We start from the raw sequence: 20,293 nt of genomic DNA, 5'->3' as shown, positions 1-20,293 counted from the left end.
CCGCCCAATGCCCCGATGCTGCCGTGACGTTACTCGAACTGCAGCAGTACCTTGCAGCAGGTGCGCTGATCCCGCTCGAACATCAGCATCGCCCGTTCGACGTCGTCGGCGGGCACGCAGTGGGTGAGCAGCCGCTCCGGGTCTAGCTTGCCGTCCGCCATCCAGGCGATCACCTGCGGGAAGCGCGCGCTGTTCAGGCGCGAGGAGAAGATCGACAGCTCCTTGCTGGTGATGCCCTGCTGGGTCAGGGTGCAGGCCTCGCCGGAAAAGCCCATGATGCCGATGCGCGCCGCCGGCGAGGCCAGCGCGATCGCTTCCGGTAAAATGGCGGGGTGGCAGGCGGCATCGACGATCAGCGTCGGCTGAATGCCACGCTGCTGGAGCGCCTGCGGCAATGCGGCCTCGGCGTTGTTGAACACTTCATCAGCACCGTTGGCGCGCGCCATGTCCAACCGCTCGGCGATGCGATCGACGACCCACACCTGCTTGACGCCGTACACGCCTTTCAGCGTCTGGATCACCGTGAGCCCCATCGGCCCGGCGCCGTAGATCAGCGCGATGTCGTCGGGGCGCGGTTGCAGATGGGCGGTGATGTTGGCGGCGATGCTGAACGGTTCGATCATCGCGGCGTGGCGATCGCTGATGGCGGGTGGAACCGGGTAGGCGTTGCGCGCCGGCACGCAGGCGTAGTCGCTGAAGCCGCCGTCGCGGTGCACGCCGATCACCTGCAGCGAGGTGCAGACGTTGGGGCGGCCGACCGAACAGGGATAGCAGTGGCCGCAGCTCACCACCGGGTCTACCGAGACGCGTTCGCCGAGGCGGGCCGGATCGACGCCTTCGCCCAGCGCCTCGATCAGGCCGAAGAACTCGTGGCCGATCACCCGTGGGTAGCGGGCGAACGGGTTATGGCCGTGATAGATGTGGACGTCGGAGCCGCAGATGCCGGCGAATTTCACCTTGACCCGCACCTCGCCGGCCGCCGGCTGCGGCAGCGCGCGCGTCTGCAGCGCCAGGCGCCCGGGCTGTTCGATCACGACGCTGCGCATGGTGTTTACCAATTCCATAAGGTGCCATCCTCCAGACGTGCGACCGGCAGGTAGGCCGGTTCATACGGGTAACGGGCCGCCAGCTTCTCATCGAACTCGATGCCGATGCCCGGCTTATCGCCCGGATGCATATAGCCGTCGTCGAACGTCCAGCTGTGCGGAAACACCTCGAGCATCTGCTCGGAATAGCCCATGTATTCCTGCACGCCGAAGTTCGGCACCCACAGATCGAAATGCAGCGCCGCCGCCATGCAGATCGGCGACAGATCGGAAGGGCCGTGGGAGCCGGTACGCACCTGATACAGCGAGGCGAAGTCGGCGATGCGCCGCATGCCGGTAATACCGCCCGCGTGCGTCAGGGTGGTGCGGATATAGTCGATCAGCTGCTCTTCAATCAGCTGTTTGCAGTCCCAGATGCTGTTGAACACCTCGCCGACGGCGATCGGCGTGACGGTATGCTGGCGGATCAGGCGGAAACAGGCCTGATTTTCCGCCGGCGTCGGATCTTCCATCCAGAACAGGCGATACGGTTCGGCGCTTTTGCCGAAGCGCGCCGCTTCAATTGGCGTCAGGCGATGGTGCATGTCGTGCAGCAGATGCTCGTTGAAGCCGAACTTGTTGCGCACCGCGTCGAACAGTTTGGGGGTGAAATCGAGGTATTTTTCCGTCGACCATAGCTGTTCTTCCGGCCAGTCACCCTTGGTGGCCGGCTCATAGGCCTGGCCTTTGCCCTTGGCCATGCCGTAGGTGGTTTTCATGCCCGGCACGCCGCATTGAACGCGGATCGCCTTGAAGCCTTGCTCTTTATGTTTGGCGTAGTCGTCGAGCACCTCGTCGATCGAGTGGCCGGTAGTGTGGCAATACACCATCACCCCCGAACGCGATGCGCCGCCCAGCAACTGATACAGCGGCATGTTGGCGGCCTTGGCCTTGATGTCCCACAGCGCCATGTCGACGGCAGAAATGGCCGACATGGTCACCGGGCCGCGCCGCCAGTAAGCGCCTTTGTAGAAGAATTGCCAGAGGTCTTCGATCCGCTGTGCGTCGCGGCCGATCAGCTGCGGGCAGAGATGATCTTTCAGGTAAGAGGCCACCGGCAATTCACGCCCGTTCAGCGTGGCGTCACCGAGGCCGATGATGCCCTCATCGGTGGTGATCTTCAGCGTGACAAAATTGCGCCCCGGGCAGGTGACGAACACCTCGGCGTTGACGATTTTCATAACCTTCACATCCTGTAGCTGCGGAGAGATAGCGCGAAAATACGCCATGAACTAACTACCATACAAGTATGAATTAATGGATTTGCCGGAGAGGATCACATTTGATCGCGAGCGGAAGCAGATAAACGGGGGGAAGATGCGGGGCGCAGCGGCTGCGCCCGACAGAATTAGCCCAGCAGAGCGCAGTTAGGCGGCAGGCGACATTCGATGGCCTGCGGCAACACTTCGATGCGGAAATGACGGCCTTTGAGCGGTTCGCCGTCGAGGTTGAAGGTGATCTCATGAGGCGCGTCGATCTCGAGCCACGGCAGCGCCGCGCTGAGGATGCTGTTGCTCTCTTCGTCGTTGAACAGGGCAGCGACCAGCGCCGGCAGCAGCTCATCGGCGATCAGCAGGCGCAGCTGCAGCAGGCCGTCGTTGATCAGCGCTGTGGGGCACAGTTCCTGGCCGCCGCCGGCCTGTTTGCCGTTGCCGATACCGATCACCAGCGCGTCGCCGGCCCAGTGGAAGTTCGGCCCGCGGATTTCACAGCGGTCGGCCTGCAGCGTATCCATGCGCAGCAAGCCGTGAACGAAGTAGGACACGCCGCCCAACGCCGCCTTCAGCTTCTCCGGCGTTTCGGTGGTGATGCGGGTGCCGAAGCCGCCGGTGGCCATGTTGATGAAGTAGCGCTCGCCGTTGACCTTGGCCAGATCGATCGGCACCGAGCGGCCCTTGATCGCCAGCTGTAGCGCCTGTTCCGGCGACGGGGGAATATTGCAGGCCATGGCGAAATCGTTGGCGGTGCCGAGCGGCAGGATGCCCAGCGCCGGCCGGTTATGCGCCGGCAGCTGCACCAGCGCGGCGGCCACTTCGTTGATGGTGCCGTCACCGCCGCCGGCGACGACGGTGCCGACGCCAAGCTGTGCGGCTTCCGCGACGTAGCGCGCGGCGTCGCCGTGCTCCCAGGTGACGCGTACGTGCAGCGTTACCTGCTCTTCGCGCAGCCGTGTGACCGCCTGACGCAGTTCTTCGTTGCCGGCGCCCTTGCCGTTGAGAATAAGCAGGGCGGCTGCATGTGAGTGTTGAGGCATTGCCGATCTCCTCCGGCGGAAAACCAAGAATGCCTCAAGATAAACCAGCTGCCGCCGTCAGGCCATCAGAATATTCAGCTAATTCCGCTTATATCCCGCATCGCAGTGAATAGGGTGATGGTACGAATTTATCTGAATTTTGCAGGATAATAAGAGAAGTTTTTATGACGGAGGGATTATTCGCTGTAGCGTTATTTATATATCGATGTGACGTTATTATTCTTATTTAAATGGATAACGGGAAAAGATAATGGAAATAGGCACAGCGAAAAAATAGGCGCACCCATAAAGAAAAAGCCAGCCCAAGGGAGATTGGGCCGGCTAAGGAGGTGGTTCCTAGTATTGCTATGCAAATATTTTCGTTGTTCGTTTTAAGCAGCGTGATAGTAACCAAGCTGCGCGCACATTGATGTGATCCAATTCTAATATTTGCTAAAAATCGCCGCCGAATGACGGCGATTCGTTTTTATGCCACGACGCTATTTTCTTCCGCCAAATTGCGGATCAGCAACGCATAATTGAGATCGATATCCTGCGGGATCGGCAAATAAACGATATGGCCGTTGCCCGGCGCCACCTCAATCGGCTCGCCTTTCTTATTTTGCATGCTTTCGAGGGTGAAGACCACGTTGCCGCCCGGCGTCATCATTTCGACGCTGTCACCGAGTGCGAACTTATTCTTCACGTCGACTTCCGCCCAGCCATCACGGCGCACGCCGGTGAATTCGCCGACGAACTGCTGGCGTTCGGAGAGCGAGGAACCGTAGTCGTAATTCTGCTGCGCTTCGTGCACGTGGCGGCGCAGGAAGCCTTCGGTGTAGCCGCGGTGTGCCAGGCCTTCCAGCGTGGTGAGCAGGGTCGCATCGAACGGTTTGCCGGCGGCCGCGTCGTCGATGGCGCGACGGTAGACCTGGGCGGTGCGGGCGCAGTAGTAGAAGGACTTGGTGCGGCCTTCGATCTTCAGCGAGTGCACGCCGAGCTGCGTCAGACGCTCCACGTGCTGGATGGCGCGCAGATCCTTGGAGTTCATGATATAGGTGCCGTGCTCGTCTTCGAAGGCGCTCATATATTCGCCTGGTTTTTGCGCTTCAGACAGCATGAACACCTTGTCAGTCGGCGCGCCGATGCCCAGCGTCGGCTCGACGGTTTGCACCGGGATCGGCTCGTGCAGGTGCACGATATTGCCGGTGTCGTCCTCTTTGCCTTCTTCAGCCTTATACTGCCAGCGGCAGGCGTTGGTGCAGGTACCTTGGTTGGGATCGCGCTTGTTGATGTAGCCCGATAGCAGGCAGCGGCCGGAGTAGGCCATGCACAGCGCGCCGTGGACGAAGATCTCCAGCTCCATGTCCGGCACTTCGGCGCGGATCTCGGCGATCTCTTCCAGCGACAGTTCTCGCGAGAGGATCACGCGGGTCAGGCCCATTTGCTTCCAGAACTTCACCGTCGCCCAGTTAACGGCGTTGGCCTGCACCGACAGGTGGATGTCCATCTGCGGGAAGGCTTCGCGCACCATCATGATAAGGCCGGGATCGGACATGATCAGCGCATCCGGGCCCATATCGATAACCGGCTTCAGATCGCGCAGGAAGGTTTTCAGCTTGGCGTTGTGCGGGGCGATGTTCACCACCACGTAGAATTTTTTGCCCAGCGCATGCGCTTCGTTGATGCCCTGCGCCAGATTCTCGTGGTTGAACTCGTTGTTGCGCACCCGCAGGCTGTAGCGCGGCTGGCCGGCGTAAACCGCATCGGCGCCATAGGCGAAGGCGTAACGCATGTTTTTCAGCGTTCCGGCCGGGGAGAGAAGTTCCGGTGTAAACATAGTGTGTCTCGGTCTGATTTCAGGTCAGTATACCTCTGTCTTTCGAACTGCAGCGTTGTTGGCTGCATTCGCTCACTCCAGTCACTTGGTTGACCAAGCTCCTGGAGACTCACGAACTTGCCGCCTAGCTGCCGTATGAAAGCCAGTGGGTATATCGCGCCCCAGATGGCGCAGTAAAAGCGGGGGATTGTAGCCGCAGCGCGGCAAGAAATCAGCAGTTAACCAGATTTATTCAAGGGAGATTGATCCCGGTCAAACGGGAAACGCGCGATGGCGGCCACCGCGCGGGCGAAACGAGGGGTCAGGCGCTCAAATCGCGGATATCGGTGGTCGGGCCGTTTTTTATCACCGACTGGATACCGTTTTTGGCGGCGCTTTCGGAGCTGTACATTTCGCTGACGCCGATCACCTGATGGTTCTTGGCCTTCAGCACAAAATAGGGCTGATTGCTGGTGCTGTGTTTCAGTTCAAACTGCGCTTCGTGCGGCGAGTTGGTCTGCACCGAAGCGATACCGTTCTCCGCCGACGCTTTGCTGGCGTACATCTCGCTGGCCAGAATGATCTCGCCGTTACTGGCTTTCAGGTTGAAGTGGTACTGTCCGTTCTTTGCTTTTTTCAGCTCGTAATGACCGATTGCCATGGTTCTTCTCCTGTAGGTTCCGATTCGTGATGTAAGTGTAGCCAATCGCTTGAAAATCGGCGGCTAAACCTCACAGCAGCTTAGTCTAAAAAATGCGCAGTTTTTTTGCGCCGGCGCGGAGTTTTCATCCGAGCAGCCCGGCGCCGCACGGGAAGCTAAGGGAAGGCGTGGTGATTGCGCAGTGCGCCGCATAATGACAATTACGTGGTTTCATCGAGCAGCATTGCGCGTTACCGTTTGCCCGCTACGTAAAGGTGAGTGAAAAGTGAGCGATAGATCTTGGCATCGAAACGCTGCAGGCATATGCTTTGGCCTATGCCTGCTGTGGAGTGTCGAGATGGAAAGAATCGCCAAGCTGTTTAAAAACGGTAGAAATCAGGCGGTGAGGTTACCGGTGGAATTTGAATTTGATACGGATCGTGTGTATATCCGTCGCGATCGGGAGGGAAACGTGATTTTATCCAAATATCCGGCAAAGCCGGACAGCTGGGCACCGCTGCTGAGCATTATCGCCCAAACGCCGGTGCCGCAAGAGTTTCTTGGCGCGGAAGATCGTCAGCAAGGGGTTGCAGAGCGCGATCCTTTCTCAGAGGAAGAGTAGGCGATGTACATGTTTGATACCAATACCGTCAGCCACCTGTTTCGGCAGCATCCGCAGGTGCTAAGCATCATGGAAAAGCTTCCGCCTTCTGCCGTGTGCATTTCCAGCGTAACGGAAGCGGAACTGCTTTACGGTGTGGCTAAACGGCGGAACAAGGCGTTGCAAAGCATGGTCGAGGCCTTTCTGGCCGCAGTGACGGTCTATGCATGGGATAGCGAGGCCGCCCGCTGCTACGGTGAAATGCGCGCGAACATGGAGAGAAAGGGCAAAATCATGGGCGCGCTGGATCAACTGATCGCCGCTCACGCGCAGAGCCGTGGCGCGACGCTGGTGACCAACGATCGCGCATTTGCCATGGTGCCCGGGTTGGCGGTCGAAGACTGGACGCGCTGATTTCCCCCCTAAACCCCATTCACCAGCCGGCAGGGCTCGGCCTCCCAGCGGTAGCCCACGCCGTATACCGAGCGGATAAAAGATTTTTCCCCGTCGATCAGTTCCAGCTTGCGGCGCAGGTTTTTGATGTGGCTGTCGATGGTGCGATCGGTGACCACCCGGTAGTCGTCATACAGGTTGTTCAGCAGCTGCTCGCGTGAAAACACGTTGCCCGGCTGGCTGGCCAGCGTTTTCAGCAGGCGGAATTCCGCCGGCGTCAGATCCAGCAACTGCCCCTGATAGCTGGCCTGGAAACGCGGCTCATCGATGTGCAGCAGGTCATCTTCCCGCGCGCTCTCCTGCGGCCGATAGCTGCGGCGCAGGATGGTTTTCACTCGCGCCACCACTTCGCGCGGGCTGTAGGGTTTGCAGATGTAATCGTCGGCGCCGATCTCCAGCCCCAGCAGGCGATCGATCTCTTCGATTTTCGCCGTCACCATGACGATAGGCACGTCGCTGAAGCGGCGCAGCTCGCGGCACACCGTCAGACCGTCGGCACCCGGCAACATCAGGTCGAGCAAGATCAGCGCCGGCGGATGCTGGTGCACGGTCGGCACCACCTCGTTGCCGTTGGTCAGCCAGCGGGTGGCGTAACCCGCCGCCTGCAGATAATCCACCAGCAGCTGGCCCAGTTTGGGCTCATCTTCAACAATCATGATCTGCACGGGGTGATTCTGAATGTCCATCAGGGCGCCTTATTTTTTATCGGGGTAGCAAATTCTACTGTAATGCGCACGCCGCCTAAAGGCGAATGCTCGGCGCGGATTTTCCCGTCGTGGGCTTCCACGATGTTGTGGCAGATTGCCAGCCCCAGCCCGGAACCGCCGCTGGCACGGTTACGCGAGCCTTCCGCCCGGTAGAAACGTTCGAAAATGCGCGTCAGCTGCTGATCGCTGATGCCCGGTGCGCTGTCCTGCCAGTAGAGGAACAGCCGCCCCGGCTGCAGCTCGGCGCTGATTTCCAGCCGGCCGCCGGCGTCGGTGTAGCGCAGGCTGTTTTCCAGCAGGTTATTGAACAGCTGGTTCAGGCGATCGGGATCGCCGAACAGCGGCGCCTGGGCCGGCAGTTGCGTAACGATCTCCAGCCCTTTGGCGCGGAAGCGTTCGCGGAAGGCGGCGACGGCGATCTGCAGCAGGTGCACGCAGTCCACTGACGATTTGCGATAGGCCAGCGCACCGAGATCGGAAAGCGACAGCTGGTGCAGATCGTCGACCAGTTTAGTCAGGGTAGACACCTCGGCCTGCAGAGAACTGAGCGCTGCCGGCGTCGGCTGGCGCACGCCGTCCTGCAGCGCCTCCAGCTCGCCGCGCAGCACCGCCAGCGGCGTGCGCAGCTCGTGCGATACGTCGGCCATAAAGGCGCGGCGCATCTGTTCGTTTTTTTCCAGCGAGGTGGCCAGCTGGTTGAAGTCGTGCGCCAGCCGGCCCAGTTCATCCTGGCTGCTGACCGCCACGCGGGTGGTGAAATCCCCCGCCGCCAGGCGGTGGGTGCCCGCCACCAGGCGCTTGACCGGGGCCAGCATGCCGCGTGACAGCAGCCAGGTCACCGCCGCCGCCAACAGGGTGGAGAGCGCGACGATAATCCAGCTGGTGCGCCGCTGCTGGCGATCGAAGTTGATGTCGGTATTGCGCGTCAGGCGCTCGACCGGGGTGGTGAGCACCCAGCCGACGATCTCGTTGTTGTAGCGGATCGGGTGGCGAGGTCCCTCTTTCGGCAAGGGACCCGAATGCCCGACCAGCCGATTGAACTGGCTGTCCACCACCCAAAACTGGGTGCGCCAACCCTTGGGCGGCAGGTTGTGGCTGCTGTCGCTGTTCTGCTCGAACGAACGCATGATTTGGTAGACCACCTGATCGTTGTTGCGCAGGAATACCCAGTTGCCGTGGTGGCTGTACTGTTCCTCCAGCGCTTCGCTCAGCATGTTGATGCGCTGTTCGTTACTGCTCTTGATGTAGTCGATAAAGCCGCGCTCAAAGCTGACGCGCACCCCCCAATGCATGGTGATTAACACCAGCATACAGGCGGCGAAAATGGCCAGGAACAGCTTCCCGGTAATGCCTATCTTCATTGCAACCTCGTTGAGCCGGTTCCCGGCTCTTTGGTCAGCGTGCGGTTGGGCGCGCTATCGGCCGGCACGCGCGCGAAGGCCAGCGCGGGCAGGGCGATAATCAACGCCATACAGCAGTAGCTGTAAATAAATGCGCTGTGGATGGCCGGGCTGTCGGCCACCACCTGGTGATGGGCGAAGCTGCCGATCAAAATGCCGGCAACGCTGACGCCGAGGCTCATCGACAGCTGCATGACCATCGACAGCAGGCTGTTGCCGCTGCTGGCCAGCCGGTCCGGCAGATCTTTCAGCGTCAGGGTGTTCATCGCCGAGAAGCGCAGCGAGTTGACCATCCCCTGGAAGAACAGCACCACCGGCAGCAGCCACAGCCAGCCGAGCATCGCCACCAGCAGGAAGCTCAGGCTGACCAGCGCCAGCAGCAGCGTGGCGGCCACCAGCACGTTGCGGTAGCCGAAGCGATTGACCACCTGCACCACGATGCGCTTCATGCCCATGCTGCCGATGATCATCGGGATCATCATCAGCCCGGCGTGGAACGGCGTGAAACCCATGCCCACCTGCAGGAACAGCGGCGTCATGAACGGCAGCATGCCGCTGCCGATGCGCCCCAGCAGGCTGGCCAGCAGCCCGATCTTGTAAGTCGGGGTGCGCAACAGCCGCAGTGAGAACAGGGCGCGGCTATTGCCGTAGGCATGCCAAACATACCCCAACAGCGCCGCTACGCCCAGCGCCACCAGGCCGGCGATGGCGCTGCCGGACAGCCCCATGCCTTTGTGGCCGTCGAGCGCCAGCGTCAGCGACGCCATGCCGATCGCCAACAGGATAAAGCCGCTGACGTCGAAGCGTCGGGTCTGCATTTGGTAGTTGGGCATCAGCAGCAGCGTGGCGATGGCGCCCACGATGCCTACCGGAATATTGATCAGGAAAATCCAGTGCCAGCTGGCGTATTGCACCAGAAAGCCGCCCAGCGCCGGCCCCATCAGCGGGCCGATCTGGCCCGGCAGCGTCACGAAGGTCATCGCTGCCATGTACTGTTCGCGCGGCACGATCTTCATCACCGTCAGACGGCCGACCGGCACCATCATCGCGCCGCCGACGCCCTGAAGCACACGCGAGGCGATCAGTTCGTTCAGGGTTTCCGAACGGGCGCAGAGAATGGAGCCAAGGGTGAACAGCACGATGGCGCTGAAAAACACCCGCTGTACGCCGACCTTGTCCGCCAGCCAGCCGCTGGCCGGCAGCGTTACCGCCACCGTCAGCACATAGGAGACGATCACCGACTGCATGCGCAGCGGGTTCTCCCCCAGGCTGGCGGCCATCGAGGGCAGGGCGGTGTTGACGATAGTGGTATCCAGCGTCTGCATAAAGAAGCCGAACGCCACTATCCAGAGTTGCCAGCGTACCGTGGCGGTGTGTTTCATCAGCATCGGTCGGCCATTAATGGGGCAGTGGGGCCAGTTGCTTACTGCGGCGGAACTTCGCCTGCAGCCGGTCGAAGTAAAGATAGACCACCGGCGTGGTGTACAGCGTCAGCAGCTGGCTCATCACCAGACCGCCGGCGATGGTGATGCCGAGCGGCTGGCGCAGTTCGGCGCCATCGCCGCTGGCCAGCACCAGCGGCAGCGCGCCGAACAACGCCGCCAGCGTGGTCATCATGATCGGCCGGAAACGCAGCAGGCTGGCCTGGAAAATCGCCTCGCGGGCGCTGATGCCGCCGTTGCGCTGCGCTTCGAGCGCGAAGTCGACCATCATGATGGCGTTTTTCTTCACGATACCGATCAACAGCATGATGCCGATCAGCGCGATCAGGCTGAACGGCGCGCCGAACAGCTCGAGCGCCAGCAGCGCGCCCACGCCCGCGGAAGGCAGCGTGGAGAGGATGGTCAGCGGATGGATATAGCTCTCGTACAGCACGCCGAGCACGATGTACACCGTGGCGATCGCCGCCAGGATCAGGATCACCTGCGATTTCAGGGTATCCTGGAACACTTGGGCGGTGCCGGCGAAAGCGCCGCGTACCGTGGGCGGCACGCCGAGCTGGGTCATGGTGCGGGTGACGGCGTCAGTGGCGTCTCCCAGGCTGACACCGAGCGGCAGGTTGAACGAGATGGTGGAGGCGGCGGACAGACCCTGGTGATTCACCGCCAGCGGCGTATTGGCCGGCTGCCAGTGCGCGAAGTAGGAGAGCGGTATCGCCTTGCCTTCGCTGTTGATGATGAACATTTTGTCCAGCGAACTCACGTCCTGGGTGTAGGGCGGCGCCACTTCCATCACCACCTTGTATTGGTTGAGCGGCTGATAGATGGTCGAGATCTGGCGCTGACCGAAGGCGTTGTTCAACAGGTTGTTGGCGTCGGACACCGAGATGCCGAGGCGGGACATGGTGTCGCGATCGTAAATCAGATCCATCTCCGAGCCTTTATCCTGCTGATCCGAGTTGACGTCCGCCAGCTCCGGCAGGGCGGCCAGCGCGGTGCGGATTTTCGGTTCCCAGGTGCGCAGGGCGCTCAAATCGTCCGACAGCAGCGTGTACTGGTAGCTGGCGTTGGCCTGCCGGCCGCCGACGCGGATATCTTGCACCGCCATCAGGAACAGACTGGCGCCGGGCTCTTTTGCCAGCTTGGTGCGCAGGCGGGCGATCACCTGCTGCGCGCTGTCCTTACGTTCGGACAGCGGCTTGAGCGAGATGAACATCGAGCCGCTGTTGGTGCGCGAGCCGCCGGTAAAGCCGGTGACGTTATCCACCGCCGGATCGTCGCGCACGATGGTCATGAAATCCTGCAGCTTTTGGCGCATCGCCTGGAACGAGATGCTCTGATCGGCCTGAATGGAGCCCATCAGGCGGCCGGTATCCTGTTCCGGGAAGAAGGTTTTCGGGACGCTGATATACAGCCAGACGTTCAGCGCTACCGTCGCCAGCAGGATCGCCAGCACCCAGCGGGCATGATCGAGCACCCAGTGCAGCGAGCGGCCATAGCCCTGCTGCAGTTTCAGCAACAGCTTGCCGAAGCCGCGCACGCGCTGCTGCGCACGTTCCGTTTGCGGGCGCAGCAGGTAGGCGCACATCATTGGCGTGAGCGTCAGCGAGATGATCAGCGACAGCCCGATAGACACCGACAGGGTAACGGCGAACTCGCGGAACAGGCGCCCCGGCAGCCCCTCCATCAGCAGCAGCGGAATGAACACCGCCACCAGCGACATGCTCATCGAAAGCACGGTAAAGCCGACCTCGCGTATCCCTTGCAGCGCCGCCTGCAGCGGCTTGATGCCGGCTTCCACGTGGCGGGAAATGTTTTCCAGCACCACGATGGCGTCGTCCACCACGAAGCCGGTGGCGATGGTCAGCGCCATCAGCGACAGGTTGTTGAGGCTAAAGCCGCACAGATACATGGCGGCAAAGGTGCCGATCAACGACACCGGCACCGCGACGGCGGGGATCAGCGTGGCGCGGCCGGAGCGCAGGAAGGCGAACACCACCAGGATCACCAGCGCGATGGCGATGACCAGCGATTGCTCCACTTCCGCCAGCGAGGCGCGAATGGTCGGCGAACGATCCTGCGCGATGTTCAGCTTGATCGAGGCCGGAATGCTGGCCTGCAGATCGGGCAGTTCGGCGCGGATGCGATCGACGGTGGCGATGATGTTGGCGTCCGGCGAACGGCTGACCACCAGCAGGATCGCCGGTTGGGCGTTGGTCATCCCGGCGTTGCGCACGTCCTGCACCGAGTCGATGACGTTGGCGACGTCGCTCAGCCGGACGGCGGAGCCGTTGTTGTAATGCACGATCAGCGGCTTGTAGCCCTCGGCCTTCTTGATCTGGTCGTTGCTCTGGATCTGCCAGCGCTTGTCCTGGCTTTCGGTCGAGCCGAGCGGCGTGCGCAGGTTGGCGTTGCTGATGGCCTGGCGCACGCTGTCCAGCGAGACGCCCTGGTTAAACAGCGCGGAAGGGTTCAGCTCCACCCGCACCGCAGGCAGCGAGCTGCCGCCGACGGTGACGTCGCCGACGCCCTCGGTTTGAGCGATCTTCTGCGCCAGCTGGGTGGAGGCGAAGTCGTAAAGTTGCCCCTGGCTGTAGGTGTCGGAGGTGAGCGTCAGGATCATGATCGGCGCGTCCGACGGGTTCATCTGCCGATAGGTGGGTCGGCTCGGCATGCCGGAAGGCAACAGGCTTTGTGCGGCGTTGATCGCCGCCTGCACGTCGCGCGCGGCGCCGTTGATGTCGCGGCTGAGATCGAACTGCAGGACAACGCGGGTGCTGCCGAGCGAGCTCATCGAGGTCATTTCGTTAACCCCGGCGATGCGGCTGAGCGCGCGCTCCAGCGGGGTGGCGACCGAGGTCGCCATGGTTTCCGGATCGGCGCCCGGCAAAGTTGCGGTGACGGAGATTACCGGGTAGTCCACCTGTGGCAGCGGCGCGACGGGCAGCAGGCTGAAGCCCAACGCGCCCGCCAGCGCAATCGCCAGCGTCAGCAGGGTGGTGGCCACCGGCCGGAAGATAAACAGCGAGAAGAATTTCACGGTGTCTCCCGCGCTTCGTCTTTTTTGGCGTGGGTATTGCGCGCCAGTTTATCGAACAGCAGGTAGATCACCGGGGTGGTGAACAGCGTCAGCATCTGACTCATGATCAGGCCGCCGACCATGCAGATGCCGAGCGGCCGGCGCAGCTCCGCGCCGACGCCGGTGCTGAGCATCAGGGGCAGCGCGCCGAGCAGGGCGGCCAGCGTGGTCATCAGGATCGGCCTAAAACGCAGCAGGCAGGCCTGATAGATGGCGTCATAGGGCTTCATGCCCTGCTCGCGTTCGGCGGCCAGGGCGAAGTCGATCATCATGATGGCGTTTTTCTTCACGATGCCGATCAGCAGGATGATGCCGATGATGGCGATCACGTCCAGTTCGCTGCCTGCCAGCATCAGCGCCAGCAGCGCGCCGACCCCGGCGGTCGGCAGGGTGGAGAGGATGGTCACCGGATGAATGAAGCTTTCATACAGCACGCCCAGCACGATATACATCGCCACCACCGCCGCCAGGATCAGCCACAGCGTGCTGCCGAGCGCCGCCTGGAAGGCCAGGGTCGCGCCCTGGAATTTGGTGGTGATGTCTTTCGGCATCGCCAGGGTCTTCTCGACCTGGGTGATGGCGTTGACCGCTTCTTCCAGCGAATAGCCCTCCGCCACGTTGAAGGAGACCGTGGTCGACGGGAACTGATCGAGATGGTTGATCGCCAGCGGCCCGTTGCGCTGTTCTATTTTGGCGATGGTATTCAGCGGCACCACGGCGCCGCTGCTGCTGGTCAGCCGGATGTCGTTCAGCGCCGCCAGCCCCGGCGTCGCCTGCACGTCATGCTCCAGCACCACGCGGTACTGGTTGGCCTGGGTATAGATGGTGGAGATCAGGCGCTGGCCGAAGGCGTTGTATAGCGCGCTGTCCACGTCGCTCATCTGGATACCGAGGCGCGAAGCCGAGTCGCGATCGACGTTGATATAGGCCTCCAGCCCCTGATCCTGCCAGTCGCTGCTGACGTCCTGCAGTTCAGGCGTCTGTTGCAGTTCGTCGACCAGCTGCGGCACCCATTGGCTGAGCTGCTCGAGGGACATCGCCTGCAGGGTGAACTGGTACTGCGTGCGGCTGACCTGGGTATCGATGGTCAGATCCTGCACCGGCTGCAGGTAGAGCTTCAGGCCGGGCAGCGTCGCCGCTTTTTCCTGCATCCGGTCGATGATGCTTTGCAGGCTGCCGCTGCGTTCGCTCAACGGTTTCAGGTTGATCTGCAGCCGGCCGCTGTTGAGCGCGGCGTTAGTGCCGTCGACGCCGATAAACGAGGTCAGGCTCTCTACCGCCGGATCTTGCAGCACCTGCGCGGCGACCTGCTGTTGCAGTGCCGCCATTTTGCTGAACGATACCGACTGCGGCGCTTCCAGCGTGCCCTGGATCAGGCCGTTATCCTGGATCGGGAAAAAGCCCTTGGGGATGAACAAATAGAGCAGCACGGTGATCGCCAGGGTGCTCAACGCCACGCACAGCGTCAGCCACTGGTGGGCGAGCACCACTTTCAGCCAGCGGCCGTAGCCGGCGATCACGCGTTCGAAGAAGCGCTCGGAGGCAGCGGAGAAACGGTTCTGTTTGTGCAGCGACTCGTGGCTCAACAGGCGGGCGCACATCATCGGCGTCAGCGTCAGCGACACCACGGCGGAGATCAGAATCGCCACCGCCAACGTCACGGCGAACTCGCGGAACAGGCGGCCGACGATGTCGCCCATGAACAGCAGCGGGATCAGCACCGCCACCAGCGAGAAGGTCAGCGAGATGATGGTGAAGCCGATTTCACCGGCCCCTTTGAGCGCGGCGTCGAGCGGTTTTTCGCCTTTCTCGATGTAGCGCGAGATGTTCTCGATCACCACGATGGCGTCGTCCACCACGAAGCCGGTGGCGATGGTCAGCGCCATCAGCGTCAGGTTGTTGATGGAGAAACCGAGGAAGTACATGGCGGCGAAGGTGCCGACCAGCGACAGCGGCACCGCCACGCTGGGGATAATGGTTGCCGGCACGTTGCGCAGGAACACGTAAATCACCATCACCACCAGCGCGATCGCCAGCAGCAGCTCGAACTGCACGTCGCTGACCGAGGCGCGAATGGTGGTGGTGCGGTCGGTCAGCACCTTGACGTCGACCGACTTGGGCAGGCTTTTAATCAGCGTCGGCAACATTTCGCGAATGCTGTCGGCGGTGGTGATGACGTTGACGCCGGGCTGGCGCTGAATGTTCAGCACGATCGCCGGCTGCTTGTTGGCCCAGGCCGCCAGCCGGGTGTTTTCCGCACCCTGTTCGACGGTGGCGATGTCCTGCAGGCGGATCGGCGCGCCGTTTTTGTAGGCGACGATCAGCCGCCGGTACTCATCGGCAGATTTCATCTGATCGTTGGCGGACAGGGTGACCGAGCGGGTCGGGCCGTCCAGACTGCCTTTGGCGGAGTTGACGTTGGCGGCCGTGATGGCGGTGCGCACGGTTTCGCTGTCGAGTCCGTTGGCCGCCATCGCCGGCGCGTTGAGCTTCACGCGCACCGCCGGGCGCTGGCCGCCGGAAAGGGTAACCAGGCCGACGCCGGTCACCTGGGAAATCTTCTGCGCCACGCGCGTTTCCACCATGTCTTCCACCTGCGTCATCGGCATGGCGGTGGAGGTGACGGCCAGCGTCAGGATAGGCGGATCGGCGGGGTTAACCTTGCTGTAGATCGGCGGGTAGGGCAGATCGGTCGGCAGCAGGTTGGTGGCGGAGTTGATCGCCGCCTGCACCTCCTGCTCGGCGACATCCAGCGACAGCGCCAGCTGGAACTGCAGGGTGATCACCGAGGCGCCGCCGGAGTTTTGCGACAGCATCTGTTTGAGGCCGGACATTTGCCCGAACTGGCGCTCCAGCGGCGCGGTGATGGCAGAGGTCACCACGTCCGGGCTGGCGCCGGGGTACAGCGTCACCACCTGAATGGTCGGATAATCGACCTCCGGCAGGGCGGAAACCGGCAGCGCGCGGTAGCCGATGATCCCCGCCAGCAGGATCGCCACCATCAGCAGCGTCGTGGCGACCGGGCGCAGGATAAACAGACGGGACGGCCCGCCGCCGGGGTTCGGCGTCATCACCTGCATCAGGCTTTCTCCCGCTTGGCGTGCGGTGTGGCGTTGCCGCCGGCCGCCGGGGTCTGCGGCGTCACCACCTCGACCTTCATGCCCTCCGTCAGTTGATCGATGCCGTCGGTCACCACACGCTGCCCGGCGTTCAGGCCGCTGGCGATGACCACGTTCTGGCTGTCTTCAATGCCGATGGTGACCAGGCGTTTGCTGACCTTGTTCTCATCGTCCATCGTCCAGACGAAGTTGCCTTCGTTGCCCATTTGCACCGCGGCGGTCGGCACCACGATGGCGTTTTGCAACGTGGCGACTTTCAGCCGCGCATTGACGAACTGATTGGGAAACAGCGCATCGTCCTGGTTGGCGTACTGCGCCTTCAGCTTGATGGTGCCGGTGGTGGTGTCTATCTGGTTGTCCAGGCTGAGCAGGTTGCCCTGCGCCAGCAGAGTCTTGTTGGTGCGCCCCCAGGCTTCGACGCTGACCGGCCCTGTTTTCTGTGCCTTCATGATTTCGCTGATGTTGCCTTCCGGCAGGGTGAACACCACCTCGATCGGGTGCGTTTGCGTGATCACCACGATGGCCGTGGTGCCGCTGGTGATGTAGTTGCCCATATCGACCTGCTTGAGACCCACGCGACCGGAGATCGGCGCGATGATTTTGCTGTAGGTCAGCTGCAGCTGAGCGCTGTCCACCGCGCCCTGATCGGCCTTGATTGACCCTTCGGTCTGCTGCACCAGTGAGGCCTGCGTATCCAGCTCCTGGCGGGAAACCAGGTTGGTTTTCACCAGTTGCTGATAGCGCGCCAGATCGCGCCGGGCGTTGGCCAGCGTTGCCTGGTCTTTCGCCAGCTGCCCTTGCGCCTGCGTCAGCTGCACCTGGAAGGGCCGCGGATCGATCTCTGCCAGCAGATCGCCGGCTTTCACCTGTTGCCCTTCAGTGAAGTGCAGCGTCATCAATTGGCCATCGACCCGGCTGGTGACGGTAACGGTATTGGCAGCGGTGACGGTGCCCAGCCCGATCAGATAGCTTGGCACCGATTGCTGCGTGGCCGTGGCCACCTGAACCGGCGACAGATTGCCGCGTCGTTTGCCGCCGGCCGCCCCTTTGCCTCCACCGGCAGGACGGGCAGCCGCCGGTGTTTCAGCGGCCGGCGGTGCGGTATTGAAATGGCGCCAAATCAGTACGGCGGCAATGGCCACGATGGCGACAACCAGCAGGCGCAGCATCAGGGAACGACGTTGGGGTTTTGCATTCATGGCGGCGAAAATTCTCTCCAAAGGACAAGCGTGCGGGCACGCGTTGCCACAAAAATAGCACTCCTTACAGAATACTAGTTTAGCTAGCCAAAGCGGCATAAAAATGAAGGAAATAAGGAGGAACCGTCAGCATTTTCCGAATAAGTTAACGATTGTTGCCTGCTATGTTTATAAGCGTTGGCTTTTAACTTATAGCCAATGTGTTTTAACGACTTTCTGCATTCAGAGCTAATAATTAACGAGCAAATCATTTAACCCATGGAGCCTTATAATGAGCAAGAAACAACTGGGCCGTTCGGGCATTCAGGTGCCGGCGTTGACCTTCGGCGGCAACGTGTTCGGCTGGACGGCGGATCAAGCGACCTCTTTCAGCCTGCTGGATGCGCTGGTGGACAATCAGCTCAACTTTATCGACACCGCCGATGTCTATTCCAGCTGGGCGCCGGGCAACCGGGGCGGCGAATCGGAAACCGTCATCGGCGAATGGCTCAAGAAGAGCGGCAAGCGCGACCAGGTGATCATCGCCACCAAGGTGGGCAAACCGATGGGCGAAGGCAAACAGGGGCTGTCGCCGCGCTATATTCAGCAGGCGGTGGAAGATTCGCTGCGCCGCCTGCAAACGGATTATATCGATCTTTATCAGTCGCACGATGATGACCGCGATACGCCGTTGGAAGAGACGCTGGCGGCGTTCGATGCGCTGATCAAGGCCGGCAAGGTGCGGGCGATCGGCGCCTCCAACTATCAGGCGGATCGCCTGGAAGAAGCGCTGCGGGTGAGCGAAAGCAACGGGCTGGCGCGTTATGAAACCCTGCAGCCGGAGTACAACCTGTATGCGCGTGAAGGGTATGAAGCCGAGCTGGAAGGTGTGGCGCAGCGCCATGGCCTCGGGGTGATCAATTTCTTCGCGCTGGCCAGCGGCTTCCTGACCGGCAAATATCGCAGCAAAGCGGACGAGGGCAAAAGCCAGCGTGGCGATCGCATCGTCGAACGCTACCTTAATCCGCGCGGCTTCCGCATTCTGGCGGCGCTGGATCAGGTGGCGGGCAAGCACGGCAGCTCCCCGGCGCAGGTCTCGCTGGCCTGGCTGATAGCGCGCCCGAGCATCACCGCGCCGATCGTCAGCGCGACCTCGTTGCCGCAGCTGGATGAGTTGGTCAGCGCCACCCAGCTGACGCTGGATGCGGACGACATTCAGGCGCTGAACGACGCCAGCGCCGAGTAGGGGGCGTTACCCGGCGGCGATTTTGCTCTATGCTGAAGGGGTCAACATGGCCCATTCAGGAAACCGCAATGTCTGGTGATACCATCAACGACCTCGCGACGCTGGAACAGCTGTACGGCAAACCCGCCGCGCCCTCGGTTTTTAAAGAAGTCAGCTATATCCACCCGGCGTACCGCCCGTTTATCGAGGCGGCGCCGTTTGCCGCGCTCTCAACGGTCGGGCCGGACGGCATGGATGTCTCACCACGCGGCGATCCGGCCGGTTTTATCCATATCGAAGACGAGAAAACCTTGCTGCTGCCGGACCGGCGCGGCAATAACCGCATCGATAGCCTGCGCAATATCCTGCACGACAACCGGGTAGCGCTGCTGTTGCTGATCCCCGGCATCGGTGAAACGCTGCGGATTAACGGGCGGGCGGAGATCGTGGTGGCGCCGGCGGTGCTGCAACGCTTCGCCCACCGCAATCAGCTGCCGCGTTCGGTGCTGCGGATTCGGGTGGAGGCGGTGTTCTTCCAGTGCAGCCGGGCGATCTTGCGTTCGGGACTCTGGGAAGAGGGCAGCCGCCTCGAACGTTCGGCGCTGCCCAGCCCCGGCCATATTTTGGCCGCGGTGAGCCAAACGCGCTTCGACGGTGAGGAGTATGACAGCGCGTTGCCGCAGCGACTGAAGGATACGCTGTATTAATCGCCGTGGCGGTCGCGCCACGTTTGCCGGTTCAGCCGGTACAAGACGTGCTTTTGCAGCGGATGGCCCGTCGGCAGGCGCGGGTGCAGGAAGGTTTCGCCGTCAAACTGCATACCGATGCGCGTCATTACCCGGCGCGACGGCTGGTTATTTTCGGCGGTGAAGGACACCACTTCCGGCAAGTGCAGCGTGTCGAAGGCGCACGCCAGCACAGCGCGTGCCGCTTCAGCGGCGTAGCCGTTGCCCCAGTGGGCCGCCGCCAGCCGCCAGCCAATCTCTACGCAGGGGGAGCAAGGCAGATCGTCGCCCGGCCGCGCCAGCCCGACAAAACCGATAAAAGGCGCGCCGCCTTTCACTTCCACCGCCCATAGCCCCCAGCCATGTTGTTGCATGAAGGCGCGGATGCGTTCGGCCTGCGCGTGGCTTTCCTCGGCCGTCATCGTCGCCGGGAAATAGCGCATCACCTGCGGATCGGCGTTAAGCGCGGCGAAGGCCGGCAGATCGTCGTCGCGCCAGGCGCGCAGCCGCAGCCTGGTGCTGTCGAGGGTAAGGATGGTTGACATGATGCATAGCCTCCAATGAGCAAGGGCGCGGCGAACCGCGCCCTT

16 protein-coding genes are annotated in these 20,293 nt (G+C 62.0%); 4 read left to right on the top strand and 12 right to left on the bottom strand.

Annotation, left to right across the window (positions count from 1 at the left end; translation table 11 throughout):
• Nucleotides 1-29: 29 nt before the first annotated feature.
• The 5 genes from FUU19_RS11715 to FUU19_RS11695 all read right to left on the bottom strand — a co-directional run bounded on the left by FUU19_RS11715 (nt 30) and on the right by FUU19_RS11695 (nt 5,798).
• Nucleotides 30-1,046: a Zn-dependent oxidoreductase gene (locus FUU19_RS11715; protein WP_197834515.1), complete on the bottom strand. Its 1,017-nt coding sequence runs from the start codon at nt 1,044-1,046 to the stop codon at nt 30-32.
• 5 nt (nt 1,047-1,051) lie between these two features.
• Complete coding sequence (manD, locus tag FUU19_RS11710; protein ID WP_180547582.1) at nt 1,052-2,266, bottom strand: D-mannonate dehydratase ManD; 1,215 nt, start codon at nt 2,264-2,266, stop codon at nt 1,052-1,054.
• A gap of 167 nt (nt 2,267-2,433) precedes the next feature.
• Nucleotides 2,434-3,339, bottom strand: a complete 906-nt coding sequence (yegS, locus tag FUU19_RS11705) for a lipid kinase YegS (protein ID WP_141967275.1) — start codon at nt 3,337-3,339, stop codon at nt 2,434-2,436.
• Nucleotides 3,340-3,805: 466 nt separating this feature from the next.
• Entirely contained in the window at nt 3,806-5,158 is a 1,353-nt protein-coding gene (gene trhP / locus FUU19_RS11700) for a prephenate-dependent tRNA uridine(34) hydroxylase TrhP (protein ID WP_141967277.1), read from the bottom strand.
• Between the two features lie 301 nt (nt 5,159-5,459).
• On the bottom strand, nt 5,460-5,798 hold the full coding sequence (locus FUU19_RS11695; RefSeq protein WP_033644064.1) for a YegP family protein: 339 nt from the start codon (nt 5,796-5,798) through the stop codon (nt 5,460-5,462).
• A 337-nt stretch (nt 5,799-6,135) separates the two neighbouring features.
• Between FUU19_RS11695 and FUU19_RS11690 the strand changes: the two genes are divergently transcribed.
• Entirely contained in the window at nt 6,136-6,399 is a 264-nt protein-coding gene (locus FUU19_RS11690) for an antitoxin (protein ID WP_049204860.1), read from the top strand.
• A gap of 3 nt (nt 6,400-6,402) precedes the next feature.
• Nucleotides 6,403-6,792 carry a type II toxin-antitoxin system VapC family toxin gene (locus tag FUU19_RS11685; RefSeq protein WP_149571695.1) on the top strand — a complete coding sequence of 130 codons (390 nt, stop codon included), beginning with the start codon at nt 6,403-6,405 and terminating at the stop codon, nt 6,790-6,792.
• An 8-nt stretch (nt 6,793-6,800) separates the two neighbouring features.
• Here FUU19_RS11685 and baeR read toward each other — a convergent pair whose 3' ends face one another.
• From baeR to FUU19_RS11655, 6 genes are read right to left on the bottom strand one after another with little or no spacing between them, the layout of a single operon-like run.
• Nucleotides 6,801-7,517, bottom strand: a complete 717-nt coding sequence (gene baeR, locus FUU19_RS11680; RefSeq protein WP_060441150.1) for an envelope stress response regulator BaeR — start codon at nt 7,515-7,517, stop codon at nt 6,801-6,803.
• Nucleotides 7,517-8,899 (bottom strand): envelope stress sensor histidine kinase BaeS, encoded by a 1,383-nt coding sequence (gene baeS / locus FUU19_RS11675; RefSeq protein ID WP_230507130.1) that lies wholly within the window; start codon nt 8,897-8,899, stop codon nt 7,517-7,519. Before baeS ends, baeR begins: the two co-directional genes overlap by 1 nt.
• The gene (mdtD, locus tag FUU19_RS11670) at nt 8,896-10,326 is read right to left on the bottom strand and encodes an MFS transporter (RefSeq protein ID WP_141967286.1); all 1,431 of its coding nucleotides are present in this window, start codon (nt 10,324-10,326) and stop codon (nt 8,896-8,898) included. The genes baeS and mdtD overlap by 4 nt, the downstream gene beginning before the upstream one ends.
• Before the next feature lie 10 nt (nt 10,327-10,336).
• On the bottom strand, nt 10,337-13,417 hold the full coding sequence (gene mdtC / locus FUU19_RS11665; RefSeq protein ID WP_230490584.1) for a multidrug efflux RND transporter permease subunit MdtC: 3,081 nt from the start codon (nt 13,415-13,417) through the stop codon (nt 10,337-10,339).
• On the bottom strand, nt 13,414-16,536 hold the full coding sequence (locus FUU19_RS11660; protein ID WP_230490585.1) for an MdtB/MuxB family multidrug efflux RND transporter permease subunit: 3,123 nt from the start codon (nt 16,534-16,536) through the stop codon (nt 13,414-13,416). Before FUU19_RS11660 ends, mdtC begins: the two co-directional genes overlap by 4 nt.
• Complete coding sequence (locus FUU19_RS11655) at nt 16,536-17,774, bottom strand: MdtA/MuxA family multidrug efflux RND transporter periplasmic adaptor subunit (RefSeq protein WP_141967292.1); 1,239 nt, start codon at nt 17,772-17,774, stop codon at nt 16,536-16,538. Before FUU19_RS11655 ends, FUU19_RS11660 begins: the two co-directional genes overlap by 1 nt.
• A 271-nt stretch (nt 17,775-18,045) precedes the next feature.
• Between FUU19_RS11655 and FUU19_RS11650 the strand changes: the two genes are divergently transcribed.
• Nucleotides 18,046-18,999 carry an aldo/keto reductase gene (locus tag FUU19_RS11650; RefSeq protein ID WP_141967295.1) on the top strand — a complete coding sequence of 318 codons (954 nt, stop codon included), beginning with the start codon at nt 18,046-18,048 and terminating at the stop codon, nt 18,997-18,999.
• 68 nt (nt 19,000-19,067) lie between these two features.
• Nucleotides 19,068-19,685: a pyridoxamine 5'-phosphate oxidase family protein gene (locus tag FUU19_RS11645; protein WP_141967297.1), complete on the top strand. Its 618-nt coding sequence runs from the start codon at nt 19,068-19,070 to the stop codon at nt 19,683-19,685.
• Here FUU19_RS11645 and FUU19_RS11640 read toward each other — a convergent pair.
• Nucleotides 19,682-20,248: a GNAT family N-acetyltransferase gene (locus FUU19_RS11640; RefSeq protein ID WP_230490586.1), complete on the bottom strand. Its 567-nt coding sequence runs from the start codon at nt 20,246-20,248 to the stop codon at nt 19,682-19,684. The two genes, FUU19_RS11645 and FUU19_RS11640, sit on opposite strands and share 4 nt — an antisense overlap.
• Nucleotides 20,249-20,293: the final 45 nt, after the last annotated feature.

Origin of the sequence: Serratia montpellierensis (assembly GCF_020858655.1) — a bacterium.
In the GTDB taxonomy this organism is placed as follows: Bacteria; Pseudomonadota; Gammaproteobacteria; order Enterobacterales; family Enterobacteriaceae; genus Serratia; species Serratia montpellierensis.
The sequence above is the reverse complement of the archived record's forward strand: the minus strand, read 5'-3'. Positions and strand labels throughout refer to the sequence as shown.